This is a genomic window from Cupriavidus sp. 2TAF22, assembly GCF_052115045.1.
Classification (GTDB): domain Bacteria; phylum Pseudomonadota; class Gammaproteobacteria; order Burkholderiales; family Burkholderiaceae; genus Cupriavidus.
Window position 1 is genome coordinate 80,829 of sequence record NZ_JBFRFX010000011.1, and the last position, 14,830, is coordinate 95,658.

The 14,830-nt window shown below is 69.4% G+C and carries 12 protein-coding genes; 6 read left to right on the forward strand and 6 right to left on the reverse strand.

The window, feature by feature from the left end:
• Positions 1 to 92 precede the first annotated feature (92 nt).
• The 4 genes from AB4Z48_RS15110 to AB4Z48_RS15125 all read left to right on the forward strand — a co-directional run bounded on the left by AB4Z48_RS15110 (position 93) and on the right by AB4Z48_RS15125 (position 4,365).
• Positions 93 to 1,526, forward strand: coding sequence for an FAD-binding oxidoreductase (locus tag AB4Z48_RS15110; RefSeq protein WP_441615242.1), 1,434 nt, complete (start codon positions 93 to 95; stop codon positions 1,524 to 1,526).
• 81 nt (positions 1,527 to 1,607) lie between these two features.
• Positions 1,608 to 2,612: a Bug family tripartite tricarboxylate transporter substrate binding protein gene (locus AB4Z48_RS15115; protein WP_441615243.1), complete on the forward strand. Its 1,005-nt coding sequence runs from the start codon at positions 1,608 to 1,610 to the stop codon at positions 2,610 to 2,612.
• A gap of 55 nt (positions 2,613 to 2,667) precedes the next feature.
• Positions 2,668 to 3,741 (forward strand): Ldh family oxidoreductase, encoded by a 1,074-nt coding sequence (locus AB4Z48_RS15120; protein WP_441615245.1) that lies wholly within the window; start codon positions 2,668 to 2,670, stop codon positions 3,739 to 3,741.
• A gap of 84 nt (positions 3,742 to 3,825) precedes the next feature.
• Entirely contained in the window at positions 3,826 to 4,365 is a 540-nt protein-coding gene (locus AB4Z48_RS15125) for an MgtC/SapB family protein (protein ID WP_441615247.1), read from the forward strand.
• A gap of 24 nt (positions 4,366 to 4,389) precedes the next feature.
• Here AB4Z48_RS15125 and AB4Z48_RS15130 read toward each other — a convergent pair whose 3' ends face one another.
• The 3 genes from AB4Z48_RS15130 to AB4Z48_RS15140 form a co-directional block, all read right to left on the reverse strand.
• Positions 4,390 to 5,196, reverse strand: a complete 807-nt coding sequence (locus AB4Z48_RS15130) for an IclR family transcriptional regulator (RefSeq protein ID WP_441615249.1) — start codon at positions 5,194 to 5,196, stop codon at positions 4,390 to 4,392.
• 34 nt (positions 5,197 to 5,230) lie between these two features.
• Entirely contained in the window at positions 5,231 to 6,805 is a 1,575-nt protein-coding gene (locus AB4Z48_RS15135) for a class I adenylate-forming enzyme family protein (RefSeq protein WP_441615251.1), read from the reverse strand.
• 151 nt (positions 6,806 to 6,956) lie between these two features.
• The gene (locus tag AB4Z48_RS15140) at positions 6,957 to 8,561 is read right to left on the reverse strand and encodes a methyl-accepting chemotaxis protein (protein WP_441615253.1); all 1,605 of its coding nucleotides are present in this window, start codon (positions 8,559 to 8,561) and stop codon (positions 6,957 to 6,959) included.
• Between the two features lie 309 nt (positions 8,562 to 8,870).
• On the opposite strand from AB4Z48_RS15140, the gene AB4Z48_RS15145 reads away from it, so the two are divergent.
• Positions 8,871 to 10,760, forward strand: coding sequence for an EAL domain-containing protein (locus tag AB4Z48_RS15145; RefSeq protein ID WP_441615254.1), 1,890 nt, complete (start codon positions 8,871 to 8,873; stop codon positions 10,758 to 10,760).
• On the opposite strand, the gene AB4Z48_RS15150 is transcribed toward AB4Z48_RS15145, so the two are convergent.
• The 3 genes from AB4Z48_RS15150 to AB4Z48_RS15160 form a co-directional block, all read right to left on the reverse strand.
• Positions 10,732 to 11,460: a response regulator transcription factor gene (locus AB4Z48_RS15150; RefSeq protein WP_441615256.1), complete on the reverse strand. Its 729-nt coding sequence runs from the start codon at positions 11,458 to 11,460 to the stop codon at positions 10,732 to 10,734. The genes AB4Z48_RS15145 and AB4Z48_RS15150 overlap by 29 nt on opposite strands.
• 514 nt (positions 11,461 to 11,974) lie before the next feature.
• The gene (locus AB4Z48_RS15155) at positions 11,975 to 12,127 is read right to left on the reverse strand and encodes a hypothetical protein (RefSeq protein WP_441615258.1); all 153 of its coding nucleotides are present in this window, start codon (positions 12,125 to 12,127) and stop codon (positions 11,975 to 11,977) included.
• Positions 12,128 to 12,202: 75 nt separating this feature from the next.
• On the reverse strand, positions 12,203 to 13,228 hold the full coding sequence (locus AB4Z48_RS15160; protein ID WP_441615260.1) for an aldo/keto reductase: 1,026 nt from the start codon (positions 13,226 to 13,228) through the stop codon (positions 12,203 to 12,205).
• 136 nt (positions 13,229 to 13,364) lie between these two features.
• Here AB4Z48_RS15160 and cls point away from each other — a divergent pair, with 136 nt between their 5' ends.
• The gene (cls, locus tag AB4Z48_RS15165; RefSeq protein WP_441615262.1) at positions 13,365 to 14,798 is read left to right on the forward strand and encodes a cardiolipin synthase; all 1,434 of its coding nucleotides are present in this window, start codon (positions 13,365 to 13,367) and stop codon (positions 14,796 to 14,798) included.
• Positions 14,799 to 14,830 lie beyond the last annotated feature (32 nt).

The following is a 14,830-nucleotide window of genomic DNA, read 5'->3' on the forward strand; positions in this document are numbered from 1 at the left end:
GACATAAGACCGAAGACCGAAGACCGAAGATACAAGACGCATCACATAAGACGCATCACATAAGACAGACGACGAGAAACAGGAGACACAGCATGACCGAAGCCACGCTGGACGGCCTGCGCAGCCGGTTCTCCGGCCGCCTGCTGACCGCGCCCGACGACACCGCGCCCTTCCTGACCGACTGGCGCCGCAACTTCACCGGCCGCGCGCTGGCCGTGGCGCAACCGGATACGACGGCAGACGTGGCGGCCATCGTGCGGTGGTGCGCGGCGCTTGGCGTGCCGCTGGTGCCGCAGGGCGGCAATACCGGCATGGTGGGGGGCGCGGTACCCGATGGCGACGGTCGTGCCCTGGTGCTGTCCACCGCCCGGCTGAACCGCATCCGCGACATCGATCCGCTCAACAACACGCTGACCGCCGAGGCCGGCTGCATCCTGGCCAATGTCCAGCAGGCAGCGCAGGAGGCGGACCGCCTGTATCCGCTGTCGCTCGGCGCCGAAGGCAGTTGCACCATCGGCGGCAACCTCGCCAGCAATGCCGGCGGCGTGCAGGTGCTGCGTTACGGCAACACGCGCGAGCTGTGCCTGGGCCTGGAAGTGGTGACGCCCGACGGCGAGATCTGGGACGGCCTGCGCGGCCTGCGCAAGGACAACACCGGCTACGACCTGAAGCAGCTCTTCATCGGCGCGGAAGGCACGCTCGGCGTGATCACCGCCGCCACCCTGAAGCTCTATCCGCGTCCGGCCGCGCGCATGACCGCGCTGGCCGCCGTGAGCGACCCGCACGCGGCGCTGCGCCTGCTTGAACTGGCCCAGCGCCGCCTGGCCGCCACGCTGACCGCCTTCGAACTGATGAGCGGCGCCTGCATGGCGCTGGTGGCGCAGTATTTTCCCGACTGCCGCGCACCGTTCGACCAGGACCATCCGTGGTACGTGCTGCTTGAAAGCAGCGATCCGCACAGCGAGGGGCACGCCACGCAGGCCTTCGGCGAGCTGATGGAAGAAGCGTTCGAAGCCGGCATCGTGGCGGACGCCGCCATCGCCGCCTCGCTGGCGCAGTCCGACGGGCTCTGGCGCATCCGCCACCATTTGCCCGAGGCGCAGTCGATGGATGGGGGCGACAACATCAAGCACGATATCTCGGTGCCCATCTCGGCCATCGCGACGTTCATCGAGCGTACCAGCGCCGAGATCGTGGCGGCCCATCCGGGCGCACGCGTACTGGCCTTCGGCCACCTCGGCGACGGCAACCTGCATTACAACGTCAGTGCGCCGCGCGGCGTGCCGCAGGCGCCATTCGTGCAGGCCAGCGGCGCGGCCATCAGCGCGCTGGTGTATGAGGCTGTGGATCGCGTGCGCGGCTCGCTCTCGGCCGAGCACGGCATCGGCCAGCTCAAGGTCGACAAGAACGCGCACTACAAGTCCGCGGTCGAGATGGCCCTGATGCAGAAGATCAAGCACGCACTGGACCCGCACGGCCTGATGAACCCGGGCCGGCTGCTGCCGCCGCCCGACGCGCAGTACTGAGCAACGAAGAAAGCCCGGCAAGCCCGAAAAAAACAAGATCACCAAGATCGACAGAATCAACTAGGTCAAGAGGAGACATAGATGCAAGATGCGAAGCTCAAGCGCGGCCGCCGCCCGATGCTGCTGGCCCTGGCCGCGCTGGCCGCCACCACCGTCTGCGGCGTGCTGCCCGCGCAGGCCGAGACCTGGCCGTCCAAGCCGATCCGCCTGATCGTGCCGTTCACCGCCGGCGGCAATACCGACATCGTGGCGCGCCTGGTCGCGCGCGACCTGCAAAAGGCGCTCGGACAGCCGGTGGTGGTGGAGAACCGTCCCGGCGCATCGGGCAATATCGGCGCCGACATGGTCGCCAAGTCCGCCCCGGACGGCTATACGCTGCTGATGGGCACGGTCGGTACCAACGCCATCAACGCCAGCTTCTACCGCAAGATGCCCTATGACACGGTCAAGGACTTCGCCGCGGTGGCGATGATCGCCTCGGTGCCGAATATCCTCGTGGTCAATCCCGGCGTGCCCGCCAACAACGTCAAGGAACTCACCCAGTACGTCAAGCAGGCCAACGGCAAGACCACCTTTGCCTCGTCCGGCACCGGCACTTCGATCCACCTGTCGGGCGAGCTGTACAAGGTCATGACCGGTGTCTCGATGGTGCACGTGCCCTACAAAGGCAGCGCCCCTGCGGTGACCGACCTGATGGGCGGCCAGGTGCAGCTGATGTTCGACAACGCGCCGACCTCGCTGCCCTTCGTCAAGGCCGGCAAGCTCAAGGCGCTGGCGGTCACCGGAGCGCACCGCATGAGCGCGCTGCCCAAGGTGCCCACCATGGAGGAAGCCGGGTTGCCGGGCTTTATCACCGGCTCATGGTTTGGCGTGTTCGCGCCGGCCCGCACGCCGCGCGAGATCGTGACCCGCCTGAGCGACATCATCATGGCCGCCTCGGCCCGGCCCGATTTCCGCGAAGCGCTGGTGACCGCCGGCGCCGATCCGGATCCGAAACCCGCGGCCGAGTTCCAGGCCTTCTCGCTGGCGGAGAAGGTCCGCTGGGAGAAAGTCGTCAAGGCCGCCGGCGTGTCGGTGGACGAATAAGCAGGACACCGGCGCGCGGCGCCGGGCGCAGAACTTCATCGAGGAACCCTTCAACATGAGCAATCCAGCCCCAGCCACTTCGCGACACGACGCCACCGCACTGCGGCTCATGGCGCAGGCCATGTTCGTGCGCGCCGGCATGCCGGAAGACCGCGCGGCCGATGTCGCCGCCATCCTGATCGAAGCCGACCTGATGGGGCACGACACCCACGGCCTGCAACTGCTGCCGACCTACCTGGCGGAGATAGAAAGCGGCAGCATGGCCGTCAACGAAGACTACGAGGTGATCTCCGAGCGCGCCGCCGTTGCCACCTGGGACGGCAAGCGCCTGCCCGGGCCCTGGCTGACCCTGCGCGCGATGGAGAGCGCGATGGCGCGCGCGCGCGACTACGGCACCGGGACCGTTACCATCCGCCGCTCGCACCATATCGCCTGCCTGGCCGCCTACCTCGAGCGCGCCACGCAGGCAGGCCTGGTCATGCTGCTGTTCTCGTCGGCGCCGGGCGCCGCCACGGTGGCGCCGTTCGGCGGCACCCGCCCGATATTCTCGCCGAGCCCGCTGGCGGTCGGTTTCCCGACGCCGCAAGGTCCGGTGCTGATCGATGTTTCCACCTCCATCACTACCAACGGCCTCACCGGGCGCCTGTACAAGGAAGGCAAGCGCCTGCCGCATCCCTGGCTGATCGACGAGCACGGCAATGCCAGCGACGACCCGGCGGTGCTGTTTCCCCCGCATGCCGGGTCGATCCTGCCGCTGGGCGGGCTCGATGCCGGGCACAAGGGCTTTGCCCTCTCGCTGATGGTGGAGTCGCTGACCGCCGGCCTGAGCGGCCATGGCCGCGACGACCCGGGCAAGCGCTGGGGCAATACGGTATTCCTGCAGATTCTGGACCCCGCCGCCTTTGCCGGCGAGGAAGCCTTCGCCACGCAAATGGGCTGGGTGGCGCGCGCCTGCACCGACAACCCGCCGCGGCCCGGCGTCGACCGCGTGCGCCTGCCGGGGCAGGGCGCGCTGGAGCGCAAGACGCGCCAGCTGCGCGATGGCGTGGCGCTCAATCCGGCGATCCTGCCGCAACTGGCACCGTGGCTGGAAAAGTACGGGATGGCGGCGCCCGAGGCACTGGCCTGACGCCGGTGTGCTGGCCCCGGGCCGGCGCCTTGCGGTAAGCTCGCGGAAACCAACCTTCGCGCGCCGCCGGTCACCGCCTATCCTATGCAAGCTTTCAGCCTGGATCTGTTCGTCAGACTTCTCTGCGGCCTGCTGTGCGGGGTGTTGATCGGGCTCGACCGCAACCTGCGTGGCAAGGCAGCGGGTGCGCGCACGCTCGGACTGGTCTCCCTTGGCGCGGCTACGGCGGTGTGCCTGGTGACGGTGGCGGGCCATCCTCCCGACGCCATGTCGCGCGTGCTGCAAGGCTTGCTCACGGGGATCGGCTTTCTGGGCGTGGGAGTGATCTCCCGCCACAGTAGTGACGACAAGCCCCAGGGCCTGACCACGGCGGCGGCGATCTGGCTGGCCGCCATCATCGGTGCCGCCTGCGGAGCGGGGTATTTCGCCATCGTGGCGATGGCRCTTGGCCTGGGCCTGGTGCTGCTGCTGGTGGGCGGGCGTTTCGAGCGCACGCTGCACAGGCGGCTGCTGCACGAAGAGGCCGGGTTGCCGCCTACCCCCAAGGTCCATCGCAACGGCGGCGCGCATGCCGACGCGGACGGGCAGAAACGCCAGGCCCCGCCCGGGCTGGACGAGAGCTGAACAGCGCCCGGCGCGGCATTGGCCTCAGCGCGCCTGCGCGCGCAGCGCGGCTTCGATGCCGCGGATGCTCTCTACCAGCAGCGGACGCACCGTTTCCAATAGCATGGCCGCCGGCACGATGGCGGTGGGGCCGCTGCACGACAAGGTCATCGGCGGCAGCGCGGGTCCCGGGCGGAAAGCCGCAGCAATCGAATTGATATCGGGCAGCCACTCGCCAAAGGACGTGGTGCAGCCCAGCCGCTGCACCTCGGTGCGGCTATGCGCGACGATGGCATCGGCGCGCTCGCTGTCGAGTCCGTCCTGCCTGCGGAAGGCGGACAGCGCCTGTTTCTGCTCGGCCGGGGGCAGCGCTTCGAGGTAGGCGCGTCCCGCCGCGGTGGTCAGGCCGGAGATGCGCGTGCCCACCGCGACCCGCAAGGTCAGGTAAGACTCGGACTGGCAGTTCTCGTAGATCAGCATCTGCGCGCGGTCGCGCACGATCAGCGAGGTCACGCCCTGGGACAGGTCGGCCAGTTCCCGCATATACGGCCGCACCACGTCGAGCACGTCCGCGCCTTGCTGCGCCGCGGGCGCCAGGGCCAGCGCGGAGCTGCCCAGCTGGTACTTGGCCTGCTCGGGGTCCAGGCGCAGGTAGCCCAGTTCGGTCAGCGTATGGGTCAGCCGCGATACCGTGGACTTGGGCAAGCCGCAGCGCTGGGCCAGCTCGGCATTGCCAAGTCGCGTCTCGTAGCTGCGGAAACAGGCCAGCACATCGAGGCCACGCGCCAGCGCGGTGACGAAATGCCGGTCTTCCTTTTGCTGGGCGGCATCTTCTGGCAGCGGCGCTTGCATGCGGTATGCCTCGGTTGTCTGTGACGGCGCGTGATCAGCCGGCGCCGGCGAGCATCTCGCGCAGCTTTGCCTTGAGGATCTTGCCGGAGGGCGCGGCCGGCAGGTGGGCCACGATCCTGACCTCCGCCGGCATCTTGTACGGCGACAGGCGTTCGCGCAGGAAGGTACGCAGCGCGGCCTGGTCCAGCGCCATGCCGTCGCGCACCTCGACAAAGGCGATCACTTCCTCGTTGCCTTCCACCGTGCGCCCGACCACGGCCGATTGCAGCACCGCCGGGAACGCGTTGATCGATTGCTCGACTTCTTCCGGATAGACGTTGAAGCCCGAGTGGATGATGATTTCCTTGGACCGCCCCACGATGGAAACGGCACCGTCGGCATCGATGCGCGCCAGGTCGCCGGTATGCAGCCAGCCGTCGGCGTCGATCACCTGCGCGGTGAGGTCGGGGCGGCGATAGTAGCCCTTCATCACGTTCGGGCCGCGCACCAGCAGCTCGCCGCTGCCGTCAGGCAGCGGATCGCCCAGGCGGATTTCCACTTCGGGCACCACGGGGCCCACCGAGCAGTCGCTGCGCGGGGCTTCCACGCGCGTCTGGCATACCGTGGGCGAGGTTTCGGTCATGCCGTAGCCGTTGTGCAGGACGATGCCGAAGCTGCTCTCGAACGCCGACTTGAGCGAAGCCGCCAGCGGCGCGCCGCCGGACTGCGCCATGCGCAGCGCGGGTGCCCGCAGCGGGGTGTCCTGCGCACGGCTCCACTCGATCAGCTTGGCGTACATGGCCGGCACGCCGTGCAGCACGGTGAGTTGCAGGTCGGCGAGCGCATGGGCGAGCTTCTCCGGGCGGAAGCGCGGCTCGTAGAAGACCGTGGCGCCGTTGGACAGCGGCCCGACCAGCAGCACCGACAAGCCGTACACGTGCGAGATCGGCAGCACGCCGTAGATGCGGTCGCCCGGCTGCACGCGCGCCTGCAGGCGGTTGGAGCGGCCAATGAACATCAGGTTGGCATGGGTGAGCATGACGGCCTTGGAGGCCCCGGTGGTGCCGGTGGTGTAGATCAGCGCGGCGACCTGGTCGCGCGCCGCCGCCTCGACCGGCTCGGCCACGGCATTCTGGTTCACGGCGCCGGCCAGCAGAGCGCCCGCGTGCGGCCATTGCAGCGGCTGCGCGCCACGCGCCAGGCCGTGCTCGCGCGCTTCGGGGTGGGCGCTGTCGAGGTATAGCGCGACGCGCGCGCCGGCATGCTCGATGATGTTGTCGATCTCGCGCGGCGAGAGGCGGGCGTTGACCGGCACCGCCCACGCATCGAGCGAGCTGAGCGCGAGAATCAGCACCGCGCAGCCCACGCTGTTTTCCGTCACAAGCACCACGCGGTCGCCGCCGCGCACGCCCAGGTCCGCCAGGGAACGCGCGGTTTCGGCGATAGCCCCGTCCAGTTCGCCGTAGCGCAGGGACCGCTCGGCATCCATCAGCGCGACACGCTCGGGGTGGCTGCGGACCCACGGGGCGATGGTCTGGTGCAGGCGGGTGAACGAGGCGGTGGCTTGGGAAGCGTCGGCGCGCGGGGAAACTGCCGGCGCGGGCGCGCCAGACGTGGGGGTGCTGCTCATTGCGGTCTCCGGTAAGGCTTCCGGCGTGGCCGCCGGATTTGTWCGATGGCGGCATACTCCCACCGATCGCCTCGCCCGTCAACTGCACTGTGGAATGACTGTTCTGCAGTGCAGAACAGTCATGATCAGGACAACGATCGGCCGCCGGCCCTCAGAAGCGGAAGCGCGCCACGCCTGCCGACAGCGCCGCGGCCTGCGCATCCAGGCTTGCGGCCTGCTCTGCCACCGCCTCCACCAGGCCGGCGTTCTGCCGGCTGGTCTGGTCCAGTTGCGCCACCGCTTCGCCCACGCCGCGGATGCCGCGGGCCTGCTCGTCGGCCACCCCGCACAGCCGCTCGGCCAGCGCATGGCTCTGGCCTACCGCCTGCTCGATACCGCCCATCGCGCTGACGACCTGCTGGCTTAGCCGCGCGCCGCGCCCGATCTCCGCGGTGGTCTGGGCGATGGTGTCGCGGATCTCGCGTGCCGATGTGGCGCTGCGCTGGGCCAGTCCGCGCACTTCCTGCGCCACCACCGCGAAGCCGCGTCCGGCGGCGCCCGCGCGGGCCGCTTCGACAGCGGCATTGAGCGCGAGGATATTGGTCTGGAAGGCAATGCTCTCGATCACCGACACCATTTCCGCCACGCTGCGCGAATGCCCGTGCACGGCATCCATGGCCCCGCTCATGTCGTTGACCACGGCCATGCCTGCCTCGGTCGCCTGACGTGCAAGGCGCGCCATTTCGCTGGACTCGGTGGCTTGTTCGCGGGCTTGTCCCACCAGGGTGGTCAGGCGGGCGACGCTGTCGGCGGCGGCGGCCAGCGCGCTGGCCTGCATGGCGGTACGGCGCGACAAGTCCTGGTTGCCGCCGGCAATGCCTTCGCTGGTGGCGGCGATCTCCCGCGCGTGATGCTGGATATCCTCCAGCACGCCGGCCAGCTGGTCGCGCATGCGGGCCAGCAGGCTCATCAGGCTGCGCTCGTCGCCACGGCGCAGCGGCACGGCCTGCTGAAGGTCGCCGGAGGCGATGCGGCTGGCGACCCTGGCGGCATCCGCAGGCTCGCCGCCGAGCTCGGACAGCAGCAGGCGCGCGGCGAACCAGGCCAGCGCGGCGGCGGCGCCCAGGCTGGCCAGCAGCATCGCCGCCATCACGGTCTGCGCGCGCAGCTGGCTGGCGGCCACCGCCGCCACGGTAGCCGCGGCCTGGCTTTCCTGCAGCTTGCGCGCGGCCTCGACCACGGTGCCCAGCTTCTGCAGCTGCTCGCCGAGGAAATGGCCGTCCACCGACACAGCGCTGTCGAACTGCAGCGCGTCGAGCGGCTGCTTGCGCAGCAACGCCACATAGTCGCCCAGCAGCCTGGCGGCGGCGTCGCGTTCCTGTTGCAGCGCCGGCGCCTGCCGTGGCGCGGCGGCGCGGACCACCGTCAAGGCCTGGTCAAGCCCGGAGAGGGCGTGTTCGATATCCCTGGCGGCGTCGTCCCGCTCGCTGCCGCTGGTGGCCAGGGTCAGGGCGAGCTGGGCGCGATCCAGCCGCGCCAGTGCCGCCTGGGCGCGTTCGGCGGAAATGGCGCCCTGCATGTCGCGCTGGTAGAGGGTGTCGGTCATCTGCTTGACCGAGCCGAGGCTGAAGATACCTGTCAGCCCGACCGCTGCGCCGAACACGTAGACCAGGGCGAAGGCCGCGCACATGCGCGCGGCGAGCGGCAGCCGGCCAAGGCAGGCGGGCAAGCGCAGGCCCGCGCGGCGCGGGGCCTTCAGTTGGATGGTTTGCGACACTGTGAGGCTCCGATGGACCTGGCGGTCCGCATGCTGACCCTGGGGCACCGCCTTCCAGCCCGGCCAGGCCGGGGCCGCTGGCGGCGGATTCGTTGTGTGCGCATGCTCGGATACCAATGTGACGGAACCATGACATCCCGACACAGCCACAGGGTAATCCCCATTGTCACAATGGTGACATATCGTTGACATGAAATAGGGCCCGCGTCACTTGCGGGGGCCTCGCCGCGCACCGGCCTGTGCGCTTTCCCCCCATTGCGCACCTCAGGCGCCGCGCCGCCCACCCCAACAGGTCTGTCGATTCCGTTCATGCCCAACGCTTCCTCCCTGGCCGGCGTGCCCCTGCCGCGGCTGCGCCTGCCGCCGCTGCATGCTGTGTTCCAGCCCATCGTGACGTTCGGCAGCGGCGAGATACTTGGCTACGAGGCCTTGGTGCGGGGGCCGTCCGGTACGCCGCTGGCGATGCCCGACGCTTTGTTCCGGCTGGCCCGCAACGAAGCCGATACCGTCGAGCTTGAGCTGCAGGCCGCGCGTGCCGCGCTGTCCGGCTGCGCCGCGCTTGACCTGCAGGGCAAGCTGTTCCTCAACTTCAGCGCCACGGCGCTGCGCTACCTGCTGGCCGACGGCGGTCGCGCCATGGCCGCCCTGGTGGCCGGCAACATCGCCCCGGCGCGCGTCGTGATCGAGGTGACCGAGCACGCCCAGATCGAGCATGCCGAGCGCTTCGGCCGGTCCATGGCCGTGCTGCACGAAATGGGCATGCAATACGCGCTGGACGATTTCGGTACCGGCCACGCCAACCTGGATCGGCTGATCCACCTCGCGCCGCACTACATCAAGCTGGACAAGTCGCTGGTGCGGGACATCGGCACCTGCTCGCGCCGCCTCGAGGTGGTGCGCACCGTGCTGGCGCTGGTGGAGGCGCTGGGCGGCGCCGCGATCGCCGAAGGGATCGAGGACGCCGACGAACTGGCGGTGCTGCGCGACCTCGGCGTGCCCTTCGGGCAGGGCTACTATCTCGGTCGCCCGCAGGCGCAGCCGGTGCGCGAAGTCGCGCCGCAAGCGCGCCTGGCGCTGGTATCGAAGCAGATCGCGGTGTTCCCGCAGGCAGTGCGCTCGGCGCGGCCGGGCATGTCCGCAGGCAAGCTGATGCGGCCCGGCCCGGCGGTGCGTCCCGGCACGACCAACAACGAACTGCTGGCCTTGTTCCATGCGCACCCGGAGCTGCACGCGGCGGCCGTGGTCAGCGATGACGACAAGCCGCTCGCCATCGTCAACCGGCATTACTTCATCGACCGCTTTGCCGGGCCGTTCCACCGCGAGCTCTACGGCAGGAAGGATTGCCTGGCCCTGGCCAACCGCGCGCCGCTGTGCTTCGACAAGGGCGCCGGCATCGACGAGATGGCGCAGGCCCTGTCGGGCGAGGACCAGCGTGCGCTGGCCGACGGCTTCATCATCACCGAGCGGGGACGCTACGCCGGCCTGGGCACCGGCGCAGACCTGATCCGCGCGGTCACCGAGATCCGCATGGAGGCGGCGCGCTATGCCAACCCGCTGACCTTCCTGCCCGGCAACATGCCGCTGAACCGGCATATCGACCGGCTGGTCGAGGCCGGAGCGGAGTTCCACGCGTGCTATATCGACCTGAACCACTTCAAGCCCTACAACGACCAGTACGGCTACTGGAAGGGCGACGAAATGCTCAAGGGCGCCGCCGCCTTCCTGGCGCAGGCCTGCGACCCGGTGCGTGATTTCCTCGGCCATGTGGGCGGCGACGATTTCCTGGTGCTGTACCAGAGCCCGGACTGGGAAGCGCGCACGCGCACCGCGATCGCGCGCTTCGACCTGGCCGCGCGCGAGCTCTACTCCGACGCCGATCGCGAGGCCGGCGGCATCCATGGCGAGGACCGGCTGGGCCAGCGTGCGTTCTTTCCCACCGTGACCATGGCCGCCGGCGCGGTGCGCGTGGGGCCGCGGGGGCCATCCGGCCCGCAGGGCATGCCTGGCTTGTGGCGACTGGACAGCAGCCATATCGGCGCGGCCGCGGCCGCGGCCAAGCGCGCGGCCAAGAAAGCCAGCAGCGGCTTTGTGGTGATCGACTTGCGCGAGCTGGCGCGCGACGGGCGTCTCGGCGCCCCGGCGTCCGGGCAGGCGGCAGCCCCCTACCTGGCTAGCCGCGGTGGCGGGCGCGCCTGGTGACGCCGGCCGCCGTTTCCTCCAGCCGGTATCCCTGCCCATAGACGACCGTGATCACCACGCCATTGCCGGGGTGCAGCGCCAGCGTGCGGCGCAGGCGCGAGACCAGGTTTGCCAGCGCCCGCGACGTGGCCGGCAGCCCGTATCCCCAGATCGCGTGCTCGACCTGTGCGTGCGGTATCACGCGCCCCGCACCGGAGAACAGCAGGGCGGCGAGATCGAATTCCTTGGGTGTGAGCTGCAGCCGCCGGCCGCGGAACGTGACCTGGTGCGACAGGTAATCCAGCGTGTAGGGCCCGATCACGACGGCAGGGCCCGGGGCGGGCGCCGGGTCGCGGGCGGCGGTGCGGCGTCGCAGCGCGTGCAGCCGGGCCACCAGCTCGCGCGCCCGCAGCGGACGGATCATATAGTCGTCGGCGCCCGCCTGCAGGGTGTTGACCACCGAATCCTCGTCGCGCCGGTCGGACAGCACCATCACCGGCAGCTCGCCCCGCCACGCCGCGCGCACCGCGCGCACGGCCTGCACCGCGGGCATGTCGGCCAGTTCGTGGTCGATCAGCAAGACGTCGTAGCCGGAGTGGTCGATGCGCTGGAACAGATCCCGGCTGGCGTGATAGGTATGGCAATACATGCCGGCGCGGGACAGGGAATCCGAGAGGGCCTCGGCCTGGACCGAGCGGTCCGCTAGCAGTGCGATCTTCATTGGGATGGGTCCAACTGGCAACTGGCGTTCGGGCAAAGAGGGGGCTGGCGCGCATCCGCCGCCCGGCCAGACGGGCAGCCATGCACTGGGCCGGGACGGGCTCGGGCCTTCCCCGCAAGGCATGCGGGCAGCATAGTCCGGGGCGAGGCCGATAACGTTCAGAGCAATCCGCAAGCGCGAGCGGAGTATTCCCAAGGCAGGCGGCGACGCATCCGGGGCGGCGCCCGATCTCGCCGAGGCCCGCATGGGATTGCTGCGCCGCATTTACATGATTTGTCCGAATCTGCCGCTTTATGTTATCCACAGAATATGTGGATAAAAGGGGGCGGCCCTTGGCGCTGTGCCAATAGCGGCGGATTTGTATCGGACTGCCTAAATTTTGAGCAATCGGCGCGGCGGCCGGTGGCGGCGCAGACCAGCGTCGGCGCCCCGGCATGCGCAGCAGCAATCCGGAGCCATCACGGCGATGCCGTCCGGCCTGAAGCTGGCGAGCCGCTGGCATGGGGGCCGGCGATCATGCGCGGCTGCCCGTCTCGCGCAGCCGCACGATGCGGCGCCGCTTGCCCTGGATGAAGGCGCCGGGATGGCCGGCGGCGTGGCCGGGCAAGTCCACGACGATGACCTCGCCGCCGCTGCCGGGCAGCGCACGGCCATGCGTCAACGGCATCGGCGCCGCGGGCAATGCCTGTTGCGGCCAGGCTTCGACAAAGCCCAGCCGCTGCCGGAACGGGCTGCGGCCCGCTCAGAACGCCGAGATCGGCCGCCCCGTCAACGGATAGTTGGGATCGTTGTAGCCATGCGTGGAGGCATGCCCCGGCCGTACCAGGTCGTCGACCATCGCCTCTTCCGTGGCCGAGACCGCGACGCCCACTGCGCCGAAGTAGTCCTCGAACTGGGCCAGTGTGCGCGGCCCGGCAATCACCGAGCTGACAATGGGATTGGCCAGGACCCATGCCGTGGCGAACTGCCCGAGCTGGAGGCCGCGCCCGTCGGCATGCTGCTTGAGCTTCTGCGCGATGACGAGCGATTCCTCTCGGAACTCGGTCTCCATCATGCGGCGGTCGGCGCGGCCCGCGCGGGAATCCTGCGGCGGCTGCTGGCCGGGCTGGTATTTGCCGGTGAGCACGCCGCGCGCGATCGGGCTGTAGGGCACCACGCCCAGGCCGAAGTGCTGGCAGGCGGGCAGGATTTCCACTTCCGGCATGCGGTTGAGCAGGTTGTAGTAGGGCTGGCATGCCACCGGACGCGGCACGCCCAGTTGGTCGCACAGGCGCACCAGCTCGGCGATGCGCCAGCCGCGGAAGTTGGAGACGGCCCAGTAGCGGATCTTGCCCGCGCGCACCAGATCGCCCATCGCGCGCACCGGCTCTTCCAGGTTCTCGCCGGGGAAGTCGCGGTGCAGGTAGAGGATGTCGAGGTAGTCGGTAGCCAGGCGGCCCAGGCTTTCTTCGGCCTCGCGCAGGATCCACGTGCGCGAGTAGTGCGAGCGGTTGGGCGCGGCGTGCATCGGGTTGCCGAGCTTGCTGGCCAGTACCCAGTCATGGCGGTCGCCGGCCAGCAGCTTGCCGACCATGCGTTCGGAGCCGCCCTTGCTGTAGACATCCGCCGTATCGATGAAATTCACGCCGTGGGCGCGCGCGCTGTCGACGATGCGGCCGGCTTCGGCTTCATCCGTCTGGTCGGCGAACATCATGGTGCCCAGGCACAGGGCGGATACTTTCAGGTTGCTGGCGCCCAGGCGCCGGTACTCCATCTTGAACTCTGACATTGCGGTCTTCCTTGACGATACGGGGTGCGGCGAGGCGAAAAACGCTACAGCTTAACGCCTGCCGCGAAATCCTGCCGCGCCTATGCCAGAATGGCAGGCATTGTGATCCGTCGCCGCATGGCGACCCCTGACGGTCATGCTCAGCCCTTCCCTGATCGCTGCGATCGTGCTGGTCTTCCATGCACTCGGCATCCTCGCCGCCCTGCACGCGGTGATGACCGTGCGCACGGCACCGGGCGCCATCGCGTGGGCAGGGTCGCTGGTGATGATGCCGTATTTCGCGCTGGTGCCCTACCTGATCCTGGGCAGCAGCAATTTCGCCGGCTACGTCAACGCGCGCCGTTTCAACAACGATCGCCTGCGCGAGGTCACGTTCGACATGGACGCCGGCGAGCGCGCCGCGCGCGATGCCAGCGTGGTGCACGCGCCCGAGCAGGCCTGCCTGCGGGCCTTGCCGCGGCTCACCGGCATGCCTTGCCTGGCCAACAACGCCGTGCGCCTGCTGGTCAACGGGGACGCCACCTTCGCTGCCATCCTGGCCGCCATCGCTGCCGCCAGGCAGGTGGTGATCGTGCAGTTCTTCATCGTCCATGACGATGCGCTGGGCCAGCGCCTGCAGGACCTGCTGTGCGAACGCGCGGGCGCCGGCGTGAAGGTGTATTTCCTCTACGACAGCATCGGCTCGCACGCGCTGCCCGGCGACTACGTGAAGCGATTGCTGGCGGCGGGCGTGGAGGCGCGCGCGTTTGCCACGCGGCGCGGCTTCGTCAACCGCTTCCAGCTCAATTTCCGCAATCACCGCAAGCTGGTGATCGTGGACGGCGCCTGCGCGTTTACGGGCGGCCACAATGTCGGCAACGAATACCTGGGCCTGAAGCCGCCGCTGGCGCCCTGGCGCGACACGCATATCGAGATCCGCGGCAGCGCGGTGCTCGATTTGCAGATGGTCTTCGCCGAGGACTGGTACTGGGCCGCGCGCGAGGTGCCGGTGCTGCTGCCGCCGCCGGCCGCGCCGGCCGGCACCATGACCTGCCAGGTGGTGCCTTCCGGCCCGGCCGACGCGCAGGAGACCTGCTCGCTGTTCTTCGTCGAGGCGATCCAGTCGGCGCGCTGGCGCGTGTGGATCACCAGTCCGTACTTCGTCCCGGACGAAGCCGTGTTCGCCGTGCTCAGGCTGGCGGTGCTGCGCGGCGTGGATGTGCGTATCCTGCTGCCGGCGCGCCCGGATCACCTGGTGGTGTTCGCGGCCTCCACGCTGTACGCCTACCAGGCCATCTGCGCAGGCGTGAAGATCTACCGCTACCAGCCGGGTTTCCTGCACCAGAAGGTGATCCTGATCGACGACGAGGCCGCGGCGGTGGGCAGCGCCAACCTGGACAACCGCTCGTTCCGCCTGAACTTCGAGATCATGGTCATGACCGCGCACCGCGGCTTTGCCGCCAGCGTGGCGGCCATGCTGGAGGAGGATTTCGCACAGGCGCGCCGCATCGGGCGCGAGGAGTACATGGGCGGGACCCACCTGCGGCGCGTGGCGATGCACGTGGCGACCCTGTTCGCGCCGATCCTGTAGCGCCGGCTCCGTGCGCCGCGGCGTGCCGGCCG

Coding starts and splice junctions, on each gene's coding strand:
- AB4Z48_RS15135 (WP_441615251.1), bottom strand. CDS start 6,805: ATGAGCAGCACCCCCACGTCTGGCGCGCCCGCGCCGGCAGTTTCCCCG.
- AB4Z48_RS15130 (WP_441615249.1), bottom strand. CDS start 5,196: ATGCAAGCGCCGCTGCCAGAAGATGCCGCCCAGCAAAAGGAAGACCGG.
- AB4Z48_RS15110 (WP_441615242.1), top strand. CDS start 93: ATGACCGAAGCCACGCTGGACGGCCTGCGCAGCCGGTTCTCCGGCCGC.
- AB4Z48_RS15160 (WP_441615260.1), bottom strand. CDS start 13,228: ATGTCAGAGTTCAAGATGGAGTACCGGCGCCTGGGCGCCAGCAACCTG.
- AB4Z48_RS15145 (WP_441615254.1), top strand. CDS start 8,871: ATGCCCAACGCTTCCTCCCTGGCCGGCGTGCCCCTGCCGCGGCTGCGC.
- AB4Z48_RS15115 (WP_441615243.1), top strand. CDS start 1,608: ATGCAAGATGCGAAGCTCAAGCGCGGCCGCCGCCCGATGCTGCTGGCC.
- AB4Z48_RS15150 (WP_441615256.1), bottom strand. CDS start 11,460: ATGAAGATCGCACTGCTAGCGGACCGCTCGGTCCAGGCCGAGGCCCTC.
- AB4Z48_RS15155 (WP_441615258.1), bottom strand. CDS start 12,127: ATGCCGTTGACGCATGGCCGTGCGCTGCCCGGCAGCGGCGGCGAGGTC.
- AB4Z48_RS15120 (WP_441615245.1), top strand. CDS start 2,668: ATGAGCAATCCAGCCCCAGCCACTTCGCGACACGACGCCACCGCACTG.
- cls (WP_441615262.1), top strand. CDS start 13,365: ATGCTCAGCCCTTCCCTGATCGCTGCGATCGTGCTGGTCTTCCATGCA.